This window comes from Pontibacter korlensis (genome assembly GCF_000973725.1).
Lineage (GTDB): Bacteria > Bacteroidota > Bacteroidia > Cytophagales > Hymenobacteraceae > Pontibacter > Pontibacter korlensis.
This window is the reverse complement of record NZ_CP009621.1, coordinates 3,703,284-3,716,961: the sequence shown is the minus strand read 5'-3', so window position 1 is coordinate 3,716,961 and position 13,678 is coordinate 3,703,284. Positions and strand designations below refer to the sequence as shown.

The 13,678-nt window shown below is 49.2% G+C and carries 14 protein-coding genes and 1 pseudogene; 7 read left to right on the top strand and 8 right to left on the bottom strand.

Annotated elements, in window-relative coordinates; all coding sequences use genetic code 11:
- Positions 1 to 49: 49 nt before the first annotated feature.
- Together PKOR_RS25095 and PKOR_RS23615 are read right to left on the bottom strand one after the other, a co-directional pair.
- The gene (locus PKOR_RS25095; protein ID WP_420806315.1) at positions 50 to 307 is read right to left on the bottom strand and encodes a tyrosine-type recombinase/integrase; all 258 of its coding nucleotides are present in this window, start codon (positions 305 to 307) and stop codon (positions 50 to 52) included.
- Between the two features lie 41 nt (positions 308 to 348).
- A complete protein-coding gene (locus PKOR_RS23615) occupies positions 349 to 1,374 on the bottom strand; it encodes a tyrosine-type recombinase/integrase (RefSeq protein ID WP_052738905.1) in 1,026 nt (341 codons plus the stop codon).
- A 591-nt stretch (positions 1,375 to 1,965) separates the two neighbouring features.
- Here PKOR_RS23615 and PKOR_RS15980 point away from each other — a divergent pair.
- Positions 1,966 to 2,673 (top strand): outer membrane beta-barrel protein, encoded by a 708-nt coding sequence (locus PKOR_RS15980; protein ID WP_071843161.1) that lies wholly within the window; start codon positions 1,966 to 1,968, stop codon positions 2,671 to 2,673.
- Positions 2,674 to 2,688: 15 nt separating this feature from the next.
- Here the strand turns inward: PKOR_RS15980 and PKOR_RS15975 are convergent, their stop codons facing one another.
- Positions 2,689 to 2,937 (bottom strand): SOS response-associated peptidase, encoded by a 249-nt coding sequence (locus tag PKOR_RS15975; protein ID WP_148561718.1) that lies wholly within the window; start codon positions 2,935 to 2,937, stop codon positions 2,689 to 2,691.
- Between the two features lie 120 nt (positions 2,938 to 3,057).
- Here PKOR_RS15975 and PKOR_RS23610 point away from each other — a divergent pair, with 120 nt between their 5' ends.
- Entirely contained in the window at positions 3,058 to 4,893 is a 1,836-nt protein-coding gene (locus tag PKOR_RS23610) for a metallophosphoesterase (protein WP_052738903.1), read from the top strand.
- 62 nt (positions 4,894 to 4,955) lie between these two features.
- Here the strand turns inward: PKOR_RS23610 and PKOR_RS15950 are convergent, their stop codons facing one another.
- From PKOR_RS15950 to PKOR_RS15940, 3 genes are all read right to left on the bottom strand, one after another.
- Positions 4,956 to 5,801, bottom strand: coding sequence for an agmatine deiminase family protein (locus tag PKOR_RS15950; protein ID WP_052738902.1), 846 nt, complete (start codon positions 5,799 to 5,801; stop codon positions 4,956 to 4,958).
- Positions 5,798 to 6,013: a hypothetical protein gene (locus tag PKOR_RS15945; protein WP_046312047.1), complete on the bottom strand. Its 216-nt coding sequence runs from the start codon at positions 6,011 to 6,013 to the stop codon at positions 5,798 to 5,800. The genes PKOR_RS15950 and PKOR_RS15945 overlap by 4 nt, the downstream gene beginning before the upstream one ends.
- A gap of 67 nt (positions 6,014 to 6,080) precedes the next feature.
- Positions 6,081 to 6,308: a hypothetical protein gene (locus PKOR_RS15940; protein ID WP_046312046.1), complete on the bottom strand. Its 228-nt coding sequence runs from the start codon at positions 6,306 to 6,308 to the stop codon at positions 6,081 to 6,083.
- 1,283 nt (positions 6,309 to 7,591) lie between these two features.
- Here PKOR_RS15940 and PKOR_RS15930 point away from each other — a divergent pair.
- Positions 7,592 to 8,338 carry a LytR/AlgR family response regulator transcription factor gene (locus PKOR_RS15930; protein ID WP_046312043.1) on the top strand — a complete coding sequence of 249 codons (747 nt, stop codon included), beginning with the start codon at positions 7,592 to 7,594 and terminating at the stop codon, positions 8,336 to 8,338.
- Between the two features lie 28 nt (positions 8,339 to 8,366).
- Here the strand turns inward: PKOR_RS15930 and PKOR_RS25090 are convergent, their stop codons facing one another.
- Positions 8,367 to 8,522, bottom strand: coding sequence for a hypothetical protein (locus PKOR_RS25090; RefSeq protein ID WP_158453788.1), 156 nt, complete (start codon positions 8,520 to 8,522; stop codon positions 8,367 to 8,369).
- Positions 8,523 to 8,610: 88 nt separating this feature from the next.
- Between PKOR_RS25090 and PKOR_RS15925 the strand changes: the two genes are divergently transcribed.
- Positions 8,611 to 9,759 carry a sensor histidine kinase gene (locus PKOR_RS15925; protein ID WP_158453787.1) on the top strand — a complete coding sequence of 383 codons (1,149 nt, stop codon included), beginning with the start codon at positions 8,611 to 8,613 and terminating at the stop codon, positions 9,757 to 9,759.
- A gap of 956 nt (positions 9,760 to 10,715) precedes the next feature.
- On the opposite strand, the gene PKOR_RS15915 is transcribed toward PKOR_RS15925, so the two are convergent.
- Positions 10,716 to 11,114: a helix-turn-helix domain-containing protein gene (locus tag PKOR_RS15915; RefSeq protein ID WP_046312039.1), complete on the bottom strand. Its 399-nt coding sequence runs from the start codon at positions 11,112 to 11,114 to the stop codon at positions 10,716 to 10,718.
- A 774-nt stretch (positions 11,115 to 11,888) separates the two neighbouring features.
- Here PKOR_RS15915 and PKOR_RS15910 point away from each other — a divergent pair.
- The 3 genes and pseudogenes from PKOR_RS15910 (at position 11,889) to PKOR_RS23605 (ending at position 13,637) form a co-directional block, all read left to right on the top strand.
- The gene (locus PKOR_RS15910; protein WP_148561717.1) at positions 11,889 to 12,209 is read left to right on the top strand and encodes a hypothetical protein; all 321 of its coding nucleotides are present in this window, start codon (positions 11,889 to 11,891) and stop codon (positions 12,207 to 12,209) included.
- A 63-nt stretch (positions 12,210 to 12,272) separates the two neighbouring features.
- A pseudogene (locus PKOR_RS26125) lies at positions 12,273 to 12,614 on the top strand (TlpA family protein disulfide reductase); the annotation flags it as partial.
- A 108-nt stretch (positions 12,615 to 12,722) separates the two neighbouring features.
- Positions 12,723 to 13,637 carry a DUF3738 domain-containing protein gene (locus PKOR_RS23605; protein WP_235336608.1) on the top strand — a complete coding sequence of 305 codons (915 nt, stop codon included), beginning with the start codon at positions 12,723 to 12,725 and terminating at the stop codon, positions 13,635 to 13,637.
- Positions 13,638 to 13,678: the final 41 nt, after the last annotated feature.

Below are 13,678 nucleotides of genomic sequence, written 5' to 3'. Positions count from 1 at the left end.
CGGATGATATGCATGGCACAGGAATTAAGTGGCTACCCAATGTTTCTACTTAAGGCAGCAGCTCTGCTTCCTCCTCTACTCTGCCCCACACACGCTCCATCTCCAGCTCCTTGATGTTGTCGGTGATCTTGATGTACTTCTTAAAAGTCTGGTAGTTGGTGTGGCCAGACACCTTCATCACCACCTCGGCGCGCATGCCTTTCTCCAGATAGAGCGTGATGAACGTCCTGCGGGCCGTGTGCATGGTAATGAACTCGTGCTTGGGCCGAGTGTCCACGAGTCTTTCCCCTCCCCTGCGGGTGGTCATGCTCGTCGGCTCGTCGATGCCCACCAGTTGACCCAGCTCTTTCAGGTAGTCGTTCGTCTTCTGGTTTGACAGCACCGGCAGCGGCAGCGCCTCCTCCCTGTACTTATCCAGTATGGCCCTAGCCTGGGCGATAGCGGCACGTTGTTGGCGCTGTCGGTCTTCACCTGGCGCAGCACCCACTTGTTTCCCTTGATGTCGGAGTGGCGCAGAGCGGCCACGTCGGAGTAGCGCTGGCCGGTGGCGCAGGCGAAGCAGAACACGTCGCGCACCCTGTCCAGACGCGGGTTCTTCGACAGGTCAAAATCAAATAGTTTATCCAGCTCTGCCTTGGTCAGGTAGATAATGTCCACGTCCTTCTGCGGTGCCTTGAACTTCTTGAACGCCTGGTTCTGGTGGTAGCCCCTGTCGAGCGCCCAGCCAAGGAATGCCTTCAAGGTGGCGAACGTTTTCCATACGGTGTTGTCTTTGTGCCGTAGATCCGTCACCAGGTAACCCCGCAGATCGTCGAAGAAGCGCATGTCCATGCCTTGGAAGGATAGCACGTACTTGGTCTTTTCGCTGAAGCTCTTGAGGTGGTTGTAGATGCCGCGGTACTTGAGCAAAGTGGATTGGCTGCGGTGGGCGGCATGGATCCGGATGTACTCATCGAAGCACTCCATAAAGCTCTTCTCCGCCTCCGGTTCAGTGGGGAAAAGCACAGCCACGATGTCCTCCTTGAAATCCATAAAGCGGAACGATGGATTCTCCTCCATCTTTTTGTTGTAGGCCCTGCGCACCTTGCTTTTCACCTCGTCCAGGCTGTCGTTCAGCTCCGGGGCTCCCCGGAAGTTGCCCTTCACGTGGTTGCCCCTGATGTTGGGCTTGGTGTTCCAGTAGGTGGGGTGGATCTGGCGGCCTGTTTTGACTTTGATGGTCTGCTTACCCAGGCGGGCAAAGAGGTAGATGGAAGTCTCGGCGTCCAGGCCCGGCTTGTCCAGGTAATAATTGAGCGTCTTAAAGGCGATGTATAGAGAGTTCAGATATAGGTCTGGACAAATATACGGGATTGTCTGAAACTGCGGACACATTTCGGACACTAATATTTAATTCCATCTATTTTTATCTGACCTGCCTTTACAAACAGGGGCCTACAAAGCCTATATACAGCCTTTTTAAGGCATAATTAGATAAACATAAATATAGTTGATGTCAAATGGTTTTAGTCCCCTACGGGCTACTCGAAAGCCTCTCAGTTTTAGCACGGGCTGAACTACCTATTTGTGGCCTGCAGTAACTGTTGTTCCTTCTCCTCAGCAATTTAATTTATACTCCCAGCACAGCAGTTGGTGTAATACTTTCATAGCATATGATTAAAATTCACTTCTTACCATAGAGAAGCCTTGCCAGGTTCTTTCAAAGTTTACTTAAGTGTAGATGTGTTATATCGACAGCTTTCAAAGATGAAACCACAGGTGCTACCACCACTGTCAACGGACAGACCAAGGTAACATTGAAAGGTGAGGACAAAAATCTAGGTGAGTCCTATGTAGAGTACTGTGATAACACGGATTCTCCGGGTTACGAGTACAGCACTGGCTTCCTTTACTTCAACGTTATTCAGTAGAACTTCCATCTTAAAGCCAAGAGCAGAAGCTCTTGGCTTTACATTTTGTCTTGCCATGAAGCGTCTTTTTCTGTTTTGTTTGCTTGTATGCGGCATTTTGACCACCAGCAAGGTGTTTGCCCAAAAAGTTTCTTTTGGCCCCTCTGTAGGTTTGCTGTTTGATAACCCTACTGGTTCTGTCTTGTTAGACTCTATTCAGGTAACATTGCGTGGAGATAATGATCGACAACCCTATTTGGGCGGTTATTTGTCTTATGAGTTATCCCCAAGTTTTACGGTTTCCTCAGGTATAAATTATTACAATTCCTATAAAGGAGCACGTGTATACAATACATCAAAAGATGGGTTTGAGCGCTTGATCCATACAACCAGTGGCGGGAACAGGTCGTTAGAGCTTCCTGTTCTTGTCGAATACCAACTGCCAGTTAGGCGCAGGAGCTTGTTTGTGATGGCTGGTGTCAGCCCTAACATTCGCCTTACACGGGACGGTCAGGACTATTTTTCCAATAAGTTTATCAGCCCTGCTATGGCTGAGGTGCTCTACAACTTTAAAGCGGTCTCAAAACCAGTGGTTTGGAAATATTCCTTGGGAATTGGTGCCAATGTATGGAGGCTGAGGGTAGAGGCCAGGTGGCAGTACGATTTTTCCTCCACCACAAATTCCTATAAAGTCTGGGGAAAGCAGTTTGATTTTCAATCAAGAAACAATACCATTCGGTTTGGACTAGGCTATAATTTAAATTGGAATAAAAATCTACGCTAAGTTAAGGGCACAGGGTCACGCCTCCTGTATTAGCCTGTGGATCCAGAACCATGTCTCCCCACATGGCTTCATTTCCAATATGCTAGCCAAACAAGCACCACGGCGCGGCGCCAGCAGGTCGGGAGTGCCATGCACCGGGGAGTTCACCAGCGTGGACACAGGGTAAAGCCTGAGCTCCTCGCTCGGGTAGGGCCTGAGCAGGGACAGCAGGTGCTCGTCTGCCTTATCACCAGAGAGCCACGGCAGCCCTTTTAAAACATGCACTGGCTCATGTGAAGCAGAAAGGTCCTGCAGGGACTTGGAACACGACCATAGATCTTCTATTTTAGGATACTGTTCAGCTGGTACTTCAAAACTAATACCCCACCCTTTCACCGCCTTAGCATGCAGCACGATAAGTCAAAAGTGGACATAGGGAAAGTGGCTTTCAGAAGAAAGCACATGGTGCGCTGGTTCAACCCGATCCAGTTGCTGGATACGGCCGCCAGGGTGATGGTCTCCTCTGTGCTTAGCACCTATGCCGACAAGCGGGAATCCTTTGCTACCACCCGAGAGGCGTGCTCCTATGACTACAGCGGTCGAAAGGAGCTGTGGTTGGATTATATTGCCGATATCGGGGACGGCTGGAACCCCACTTACTATACGGCTTACCTGCTGGCGCAAAGGGAGCTCATGCTTGGTAACACCCGTATCCGGCGTGGGAACCTGCTGCTGATGGGGGGCGATCAGGTATACCCCACCCCTGCCCGCAAAGAGTATCATGACCGGTTGTGGGGGCCTTACGAGTGCGCTTTTCCAAAACAGGCTGCACCCGCCATCCTCCCGCCCCCTCCGGAGCCGCACTTGTATGCCATACCCGGCAACCATGACTGGTATGACGGGCTCAGCAACTTTCTCAAGCAGTTCTGCCAGGAGCGTAGCCTCGGAGCATGGACAACCCGGCAGGAGCGCAGCTACTTTGCCTTGCAACTGACCTCCACGTGCTGGTTGTGGGGGATTGACATCTCTTTGAACGCAGACATCGACAAGCCGCAGCTGGATTATTTTAAGGAGGTCGCCACCCAGCGCATGCAGGAGAATGACCAAGTCATCCTGTGCACAGCGGAGCCTGCTTGGGTCAACTGCGAAAAAGCATTTGGCCGGGAGCGATATGAGAAACTGGCCTTTTTCATAAAGGCGTGCATTGAGGAGATTTCCTACACAGGCAAAGGTGAAAGAGGTTGTCAGGAGGCAAGAAAGCGTATACTTCAGTTGGTGCTCGTACTGTCAGGGGACCTGCACCATTATGCCCACTACAGACACCAACGTGCGGAAAAACCGGACATTCCCTATATAACAGCCGGGGGCGGCGGCACTTTCCTGCATCCCACCCACAACCTGAGGGACATGGTTGTGTGGCCTAACAGGCACAGCGGCAAAGGAGAGGAGTTTGAACTGAAGAACTGCTTTCCGCCAAAGCAAGTATCCCGGAAGCTTACCTTTCGCAACCTGCTGTTTCCGCTCAAGAATCCTTTCTTCAGCCTCTTGCTTGGACTGTTTTACCTGCTCATGGGCTGGCAGCTCTACAGTGACCATGCTTGGCTTTGGGAACCGGAATGGCCGGGGCTGGAGGGCTTGTGGCCATCGCCCCTTCTCCTCCTACAGGCGCTTGCCGGCAGTCCTTCCACTTTCTTTCTCCTCACGCTTCTCATCGCAGGGTTTGGCTTGTTTGCTGACCGGAAGGCCTCCGACCATCCGGCTGCGGTCGCTTTGTTGGGCGGCATGCATGGCCTTTGCCATGCCCTGCTGGCCCTGGCCATCATCTGGCCGGGAGGTTACCTGCTGGCCGCTGTCTCGCTCACGGAACCCACTGCCCTTCCCTTCCTGGCGTATGTGTTGGGCAAGGCAGGCCTTGTGTTGCTGCTCCTCTTGACAGGTTGGCTACTAGGCGGGCTGTTGACTGGCCTCTACCTCATTTTGATGAACCTGTTCTTCAAGTTGCACGACAACGAGGCCTTTTCCGCCCTCCGCCACCAGGACCACAAAAATTTCCTGCGCCTGCGCATCACTGAAGAGGAAATCACCCTCTACCCCATCGGCATCAGGAAGGTACCGCGCAGGTGGAAAAGATCCAATAACAGACATCCGGGTGCCCCTTATTTTGAGCCAGCTGCTATAACAGATGCCCACAAAGCTTTCCTCCTGGAGGAGCCCATAAGCATATCGCTGCGGTCTCGATAGATTCCTCCTTGAAGGAGGTACGTCCGTAGGCAGGCTTACAGGTTAGGAAGAGCTGGAGAAGGTTACGCCTTAATGCTCCAGGTAATGCAGTTCAGCAGCCCGCCCTGCCGGGCAATCTCATTGATGTTCACAAACTCGACTTGCCGGTCAGCAAAAACCCTGCACAAGGTGGCTGCTGCTTCCTCATCCTTGTTCCCAGGCACCTGGAACACTGGTGCTAAAATCAGGTCGCCTATCTCCAGGTAGTTGACATAGCATCCAACAGCTGAATCCGGGAAGCTTTTCTCCTTATACTCAAAGGAGGGTAAAGCTACATAGTCCAGTTTATGCACTGTCAGTGCATTCTCCATGCCCTTTTGCCAGTATCGATACTCTCCCTCCAGCCTGTTGCCAATCAAGGTATTTCGATCGTAGAAGCGCACCATTCCATCGGCATGTCCTGTCATATCCGACCTGATTGCCGGGATCACTATCACTTCGGCATTCAAGAGCCCCTCCAGCTTGGTAAGAAGTCTGGACCGGTCAGTATATGCTGGGCTCTCCTCAAAAACCCTATCCGAGACAATGACCCGGTCAGACCAGCGCAGCACATTTCCCCCGTCCAGGTTGATGTCCGAGAAGACGGCTTTCACCTGGTTCATCGCCAAAACATGCGCAGGGTCTGACTGCAGGTGCCGGTCCTCCTCCAGGTAAGACGGCTCATACCGGAACTGCATGTATTTTCCCTCCGCCTGCTGTACGGGCATATAGTCTCTGCACCAGATATCTCTTGTTCCTTTCAGTAAGCTGTGCCGGATGCTATGCTTGTCCAGGAGGCTTATGATCCTTTGATATGCTGGTAGATACTGCTTTTGCGCTACCAGTAGGTCGGAAAAGAAAACTACGTTTGTCTCTTTATCAAGTATCATTTGTCCAGTAGTTCTCGGTACTTCGCTTCCAGGTACACCCTAATCTGTGGCGCAAAGTACTGGCAATGGTCCTCCTCTGAGATGATGTCGCTTTTGTGGTTGTTGCAAAAGTAACAGGCCAGCACGCAGTTCTCCGCTGTGTACAGGTTGGAGGCAGCGTCTTTCCGCTCCAGCTCCAGTGACTTTCCCCGTCCCCGTTTGGTGGAAAGCACGCCGGCGCCAAACAGTTCCTCTAGCTTGTGCTCCTCTATGCCGCAGTAGGCACAGATCCTTGGTTGTTTACGGAACCACTCGAAGAAAGCCCGCCTGCTCGAAAGCGGTGAAGGCTGGTTTGCCCTTCCTGCTTGAAAAGAGGGCATTGGACCTTTTGATCTTGTTTCTCAGTTCTGTTCCGGTAGCCCACCACTCCTGAATCTTAGGCAGCTCCAGTCCTTTATTTTCATTTAAGATGCTCTGGTAGCTTTTATCTTCGGTCAGGTGCTGGATGAGAAATTCCTCCTGGGTCATAGCTGTGATGCTTGTATAATGAAACGGTTTGATCGCTTTTGGTAAAAGATATTTGGTACAAGCAAGGGAGCAGAAAACATGACACGCTACAGACCGCTTTGTACTCCCATGCTTTGCCTCTATTCCACAGCCAGCTGTTTACTGCTTGCCGCTGCCTTTTTGTCCAGGCTGGTGCCGACCCCGAGGCCGATGGCCATGTCCAGCCCTAGCAGGCCGTAGTTGGCAAGTTCAAAATAACTTCCTTTAGCGGGAAGTAGGTGTAGAAGGAACCTGTCAGGTGAAGTGTATCCTGCGAAGAATTGCGAAAGACAGTTACCCCTCCTCTCCTTGCAGCGCAATAAAATCTGGGTTCAGCAGCAAGGTATGATATTTATTTTGGCAACTGTACATAAACTGCACAAACAGCAGCAAAGGGGTAAAACATTGCTTTACATTTATAATATTAGCATTCTCAAGTGATAACAAGTGCAGTCTTATGGTGATAAGAACACATCGTTAGACCTTATTTCTGAACGCATTATAAAGTGACTAAATATTTAGTTAATACACAAATCAAGTTAGAAATTCAGCCTCTGAGCAGCATGTAATCCAGTGGATGCCTGTAAGCATACTAGAATGAAACAATCTTTGAGTAATGGTTCCTGTTCTAATTGCTTTATGCTTTTTCATTGGCAACATTTTTTGTTACCAGAAACACAGGTAAAAAGATCAGCATAACCACATACGAAGCTAGCACTCGGATTTCCTCTAATAACTCCGTATTTTTCAAGGCTAGCAGTATCTTCATTTCCAAGGATCTAAACTAGGTTTGCTTTCACACCTGGGCTATAAGGAAATTGGGTTAAAGCTGACTTGTTTTTGTCTCTTTAAAGCAGTACTTATAGCTCTTTTGAAAACACTGGATGAGGTATGGAAGTTAAAATCTATTACACGAACAAGTGGCTAAACGATATGAAAACAAAGTCGCATCAAGATTACCCCTGTTGCGTCACATTCTACCTGGTGAGAGCTACCAGAAAACATGAGGCTACAAAATATTATAATATTATTCTATATTAGCATTACATACTCTCAACTTCCTCAGCAAGCCATACTTCCACTAAAAGTGGTTATTTTTCAATCAAGGCTGTTCAGCTAGCTGATGTGTCTCAAACCACCTAATAGTTATAAACTATATGATGCGCATCAGACATTCTGAGTTCAGTTTTGAACTGATTAGCTTTGAGTAGGAGAAGGAAGGACATCATATTAAAACTTGGCTTTACGAAAACAAACTAGCGCTTATGGATGCAACAAAATTTTACCGGTGCGTGGTTATTGATGACGAAGATCATGCCATTGAATTACTGACTGATTATATTAAGGCAACTCCCAGTCTACACCTGGAAAAAAGCTTTCAGGACCCTATCGCTGCCCTTATGGACGATGCTCCAGAGATTCCTTATGATTTTATATTCTTGGACATAGATATGCCGCGCCTAACCGGATTAGAGTTAGCCAAATCCCTGAGGAGCAGAACAAGGTTTTTAGTTTTCACTACCGCCCATCAGAGATATGCGCTGGAGGCTTTTGATGTACGAGCTGATCACTTTTTACTTAAGCCTATCAGTATGAATAAGTTTGCCGTGACAGTTAACTTACTTCTAAAAAGCACCAAGGAAAGCAGCTCTGATCCAGTTTCTCCAATTGACAATTCATTCTTTATCAAAGGCGATCAGAAAAATAAATTAATTAGGATTCAGCCCCATGAGATTATTTCCATTGAGGGGCTAAAGAATTACGTGCTCATCCATACGCTGACCCAAAAGCACATAGCATACTTGACGATGAAGGAAGTAGAGGATGCTTTAGGCCCGACAAAGGGGTTTGTACGTGTCCATAAGTCCTTCATCATTGCGAATCAGTATATAGAACGGGTGGAAGGGCGCATAATTCAGTTAAAAAATAACTTAGAGGTTCCGATCGGGGAAACCTATAAACAAAACTTCCATGACTATATTGCTGGGAAAACCCTCCGAACCGGCCGGTAAGAACTCCCGGCTCGAAGGGTTTACTTCATTACTTCTTAGACAAGAAAATGGTAACGTTTGAGGTGAGCGTTAGCGTTAGGGTAGTCGGATCCGTACTAACTCCTCGCTTATCTCCCTCTCTGCCTGCAAATCTAAACAGGGTCTTCTTTTTCAGTGAAAGTCGTGTGTTGTGATGCGTCGCCATAGCTTTTTCTTTTTAAGTTAGGAGACTCGCTTTTCACCATATGAAATATTACACCAACACGGTTTATTCTTGGACGAACAGCTCAGCTTTGAAAAAACTTATAAAATCTACCCTCATCGAGCATAAAGGGCATTTCGTTGCCTGGAGCCTTTTCATCTTTTATGAGATAGTAATAGTTGCCGTTTTTAATGGCAGCTTTAGCTCATTCTGGGACTATTTGGGGCATTATGCCCTGCATGTTGGCTTGTTTTATTTCCATGCCAGAGTGGTGCTCCCCCTAGTAGTGCAGCGAAAGAGACTGTTCGTTTGGCTGCTACCGTTACTGGTAATAGGTGAAGTCACAGCCTATATTGCTTTAACCTATACCCTTGAGTTCATTCTTACAAATTACCTACAGGTAGAATTGATGCGCCCCCTTACTTTTGACCACTACTACTGGCTCAGAGCCTTATGGAGAGCAATCTATTTCATGGGATTTGCAACAGGCTATTTTTTCTTGAGAAACTATCTTCGGGAGCAAAAGCGTGCGAAGCGCGCAGAAAGAGAGCAACTCCTAAAGATCATAGAAAAACAAAACTTGCAGAATGAACTGATCAAGTCGCAGAATGCCTATTTAAAGACACAGATTAACCCTCATTTTCTTTTTAACACCCTGAATTTTGTGTACAACAGTGTTCGTAAAACATCTACTGAGGCTGCCGAGGCAATTATGTCGCTTTCCCAGATGATGCGCTACGCCTTACAAGACGAAGATGATCAGCATGAGACACTATTACTAGAAGAGATAGAACATGTGGAAAGCCTTATCCGCATTCATCAAATCCGGAACAAGCATAAATTACAGGTGCAACTCTCTTATAACGATAGTTTGGCAGGAATTAAGTTTGTCCCTCTAATACTGATGACGTTGGTGGAGAACATCTTCAAACACGGAGACCTAACACAGCAAGAGCATCCGGCACAAATCAAAATCACGTTAGAAGCGAATACCTTACGCATCTTCACCTCCAATCTCAAAAGCTCGATAAAGCCTGAAGGACACAGAATAGGACTTGAAAATATTCAGAGGCGCCTTCTGCTCTCCTATGGGGAGCGGGCCGCTTTTACAGTCTCCTCCACCGAGATGGGTCACTTCATTACTGAAATAGAGGTCACCCACCCCAACAATAAGGGTGCGTTTCTTGCAAGGGAGAAGACTATGGTGACGGAGCAAAACTTTAGGCAGCACCCAACATAAAACAGATCATCCAAATCGCTTAAGCCTGTAAACATTGAGTTATGGAGAGCGTTACCCTGACACGACAAGCGCTATATGAAATGGTATGGGCATTCCCCATGCGCACTCTTTCTCAGAGGTACCATATTTCAGATGTCGGCTTACGGAAAGCCTGCCTCAAAAGGAACATTCCCTTGCAGAAGCCAGGTTACTGGCTCAAGACCAAGCGTAGCAAGCCTGTACCATTGCCTCCAGTCCCCGCGTCCTTCAAAGGAAAAGAGAGCGTAACGCTGGAGGTAAGGAGAGCAGACGCTGCCCCAACCTTCCCTGCCAAACCAGCTCCTGGTTCTAGGTTGAATACTCAGTTTCTATGGATGGAGTAGGAAATGAATTGACTCTCTTACTGGCTGAGCCACTTGGGTGGTGTTACGCTGCTGAAGTAAGTGAGCAAACTGGCCATACATGACACTATCATTGGCTGGTTTATGGAAGCACCCGCATGGAGTCTTTGCTGTTCCTGCACTAAGATGGCGTTGATCTGCAGGTTTGAACGGGGAGTATGGTTTCTTTGAGGGAATTAATCTGCAATGGGCAAATTTACCTGTTGAATGCGAAGATGACATATCCCTCAGCAATACCGCACTAAACAAACCGGTGATGTTCAGCGCCAATTATACAGCCCCAAAGTTAGCCAACTCAAACCTAGAAGGTGCATGGGTATGACACAGCAAAACAGACAAACTAACCAGACCTTAACCACGCGATGGCACGAGCTTACAACTCATTCCTGATCTTTTCTAAGCAGCTATCCCTTCTGTATAAGAACGATCCTTGAGTGCTAAATATGTATCGGAGCTTTGCCATTAGATTAGAGCAACCTCTAACGCCTAGAAACCTCACACGCATATAAGTGCACAAACAGCCTTCTCCTGTCATCCCTTTATAAGTAGTTACATTTCAAAAGGGGTATTAAAAATTCACTTCTGCTCCTTCAGCATTCGCTCCAGTAACTCCACCTTCTCCCGTTCACTCTTTAGCAAAGCATCGTAAAGCTCCACTATTTTCTCAATAGGGTTGAAAGTTATTGAGCAAGTATTATTAATAGAGCCGGCATTATCATGCAGCGTGCTAGAAATTATAGTTATTGCAGCCTCTTCATCAAAATTCCTAATAGCCTCTGTAGAAACACCAAGGGCCTGCCCTATTTTCTCCAACGTCATATCATCCACCTCCTCTTCCTGCTCAATGCGGGAGATGTTCTGCTGGGTCATGCCCAGTTCGCTGGCTAAGGCGGATTGCTTCACTCCCAAAGCGGTCCGCATTCTTCTCACGTGGTCGCCCAGGTGAATCGGTCGTCTTTTGGCTGCTGTTTCCATAGAAATAATTTACGAAAATTATTCAATAAATCCAATATTATTTCACTTGTATTTCACTCACTTATAATTGTTTAATACAAGCATACCACATTTCATACAAGTACCCTTTCCTGCATCTTCGTGCTATAGCTAGGCTGTACCGATGCTAATATACAGCTTTCAGACATAATACTTTCTGAATATTTAAGCCTGTTGGTTACCTCCCGGCCGCAAAGCGGCACAACGACTACCAGAGGACCCCTACAGCCAGGCCTGAATGCTGCTCCTCTATAGGAGGTAAATTGTTAAACATGAACACAAGCACCTATCACTCATCCTGGACAAGACTTGCAACATGGCGCCTCATGCTGCAGCACACTTGCGTGACTTGTGTGCAGTGCCTGCTTCTCACTTCGTTCAGAGGCAGGACTGCTTCTTCCCCTCCCATCGCTTTTAGCTTCCACTTTTATACCCGTACCATCATACTTTCTATGGCCTATGAAAACGCTCAGACTACTCATTCAACTCTATACCCGTTACCTGACCTATCCCGTCAAAAGCCGCCGGTCTTACTATCGCCGCCGCTGAAGGTGGAGTGTATTCCATTAAGTAGCCAGTCCTGGATACTCCTCATTTCACCCCCGGAATAGCTTCACCTTCTCTCCGTTCTGTCATCCTAACACCGGCTATATGCTGGCTTTCAGGGCGGCTGTCCCCTTTGCGCGCACATGCTCCAAGCTGCCCTTACAGGAGCAGTGACACCTTCTATTCTCTGACCCAAAACAAATAGAACCTATGGCAAACGCTTGTGAAAACAAAACCACACCGACTCCAATGGACATCCTGCAACATTTCTGCGCCCGCTACCCTGAGGAAGCAGTGCAACTGGAAATCAGGCGCTGGTTTATTCTGGCCCTGAAAGACGACTACGATGGTCTCTGCTCGGGCCGTACCCGGCACCTGATCACCTTTTTCGAGCAGCTCAGGCAAGTGCTCTCAGCCCTGTACAGGCTCCAGGATAATCCCGATACCATTGCCCCGCTGGCGCTGGCCCTCGAGAACCTGAGCCAACAGCTAACCCCCAACTGGACCCTGCTCGTCGATCCGGCTGATTAACGTCTCCTTTCTTCTAAAAAAATTCAACCAGATACATCGTCACACACTTACAACCTGTTCCCCATGTATAACCAAAATAGCTTAGTTACTATTCCCAAGCCCCTGCTCTGTCTCTCGCTGCTCTGGCTTCTACAGTCGTTCTTCAACCCGGGCAAGGCTATTGCCCAGGCGCCTCCCACCCCCGCCGTACTTGCCGTGGGCGATCCGTTACCGGACCTGCGCCTGACCAGAATCCACAACGCCTCCGTTTCAGAAGCAAACCTTTCAGACTTCAAAGGAAAGCTGTTGCTGCTCGACTTCTGGGCCACCTGGTGCACCCCCTGCATCAAATCCCTCCACAAGCTCGACTCCCTGCAGCAGCAGTTCGGAGAGGCCCTGGTCGTGCTGCCCGTCACGGACGAGCCTTTGAGTAAAGTCGCTCCCTTCTGGCAAAAGCGCGGCTGGCGCTTGCCCACCATCACCTCAGATACCCTGCTGCGCCGCCTCTTTCCCCATCAGGCCATCCCTCACCAGGTGTGGATCCAGGACGGACGGGTACTGGCCATCACAGGAGGCGAGTACGCCACAGCAGAGAACATCCGCGCTGCCCTCTCCGGCACAGGCTTCCAGTTCAAGGCCAAACAGGAAGTCCGATTGGAAAAGGACAAGCCGCTTTTTATCAACGGCAACGGCGGCTCCGGTGAGCAGCTGCTCTACCAATCGGTCCTCTCCACACGCCTGCCAGCTGATATCGGTGGTGACTCCCGCCGGAAGGACCGAATCCTGGCCTATAACATGCCGCTCCCAGACCTCTACTTTGTAGCCTACAGCGAGATCTTCCGCTTTCACGACCACCATAACCGCCTGCTGCTGGAGGTATCGGACTCCTTACGTCAGCGCATCCTGTGGGAGGGCTCCCCTCACTTAACTGGGAACTTTGCCACAGATGCCCCTTACCTCAACTGGATGGACCAGAACCAATACTGTTACAGCCTTGTACTTCCGCAGGAACAGCCCCGGGAAGTACTTAACGCTATCATGCGCGAGGACCTCAACCGCCTGTTCAACCAGTACCTGGGAATCAAGGGCTCCCTGCAGCGCCGCAAGGTGGATTGCCTTGTGCTCGTGCGCACTTCACGCAAGGACCTCCTGGCCAGCAAGGGTGCTCCCGAACAACGAATTTCCGACGAGCAGACTTTCCAGCTGCAGAACAAGCCCTTCCGCCAGCTGGTGAGTGCCCTGCAGTACAAGTACAAGCTGCAGCCCCTGCCCATCGTGGACGAGACCGGCTACACGGGTAACATAGACATTCGCCTGCCCCAGCCCCTGCATGATCTAGACCAGCTGCGGGTGGCGCTGAAAGCATACGGCCTGGACCTGCGCCCGGCGCGTCGCAAGCTCGACATGCTGGTGATCTCGGAGGTGGAACGGAAGCTTCGCTTTGAATAATCCTGCTCTGAGGCCAAGCTATGATCGATGCCTACATGAAG

What these genes read in the sequence shown, in the direction of transcription:
- PKOR_RS25095 (WP_420806315.1), bottom strand. Translation starts at nt 307, where the DNA reads ATGACCACCCGCAGGGGAGGGGAAAGACTCGTGGACACTCGGCCCAAG.
- PKOR_RS23615 (WP_052738905.1), bottom strand. Translation starts at nt 1,374, where the DNA reads ATGTGTCCGCAGTTTCAGACAATCCCGTATATTTGTCCAGACCTATAT.
- PKOR_RS15980 (WP_071843161.1), top strand. Translation starts at nt 1,966, where the DNA reads ATGAAGCGTCTTTTTCTGTTTTGTTTGCTTGTATGCGGCATTTTGACC.
- PKOR_RS23610 (WP_052738903.1), top strand. Translation starts at nt 3,058, where the DNA reads ATGCAGCACGATAAGTCAAAAGTGGACATAGGGAAAGTGGCTTTCAGA.
- PKOR_RS15950 (WP_052738902.1), bottom strand. Translation starts at nt 5,801, where the DNA reads ATGATACTTGATAAAGAGACAAACGTAGTTTTCTTTTCCGACCTACTG.
- PKOR_RS15940 (WP_046312046.1), bottom strand. Translation starts at nt 6,308, where the DNA reads ATGACCCAGGAGGAATTTCTCATCCAGCACCTGACCGAAGATAAAAGC.
- PKOR_RS15930 (WP_046312043.1), top strand. Translation starts at nt 7,592, where the DNA reads ATGGATGCAACAAAATTTTACCGGTGCGTGGTTATTGATGACGAAGAT.
- PKOR_RS25090 (WP_158453788.1), bottom strand. Translation starts at nt 8,522, where the DNA reads ATGGCGACGCATCACAACACACGACTTTCACTGAAAAAGAAGACCCTG.
- PKOR_RS15915 (WP_046312039.1), bottom strand. Translation starts at nt 11,114, where the DNA reads ATGGAAACAGCAGCCAAAAGACGACCGATTCACCTGGGCGACCACGTG.
- PKOR_RS15910 (WP_148561717.1), top strand. Translation starts at nt 11,889, where the DNA reads ATGGCAAACGCTTGTGAAAACAAAACCACACCGACTCCAATGGACATC.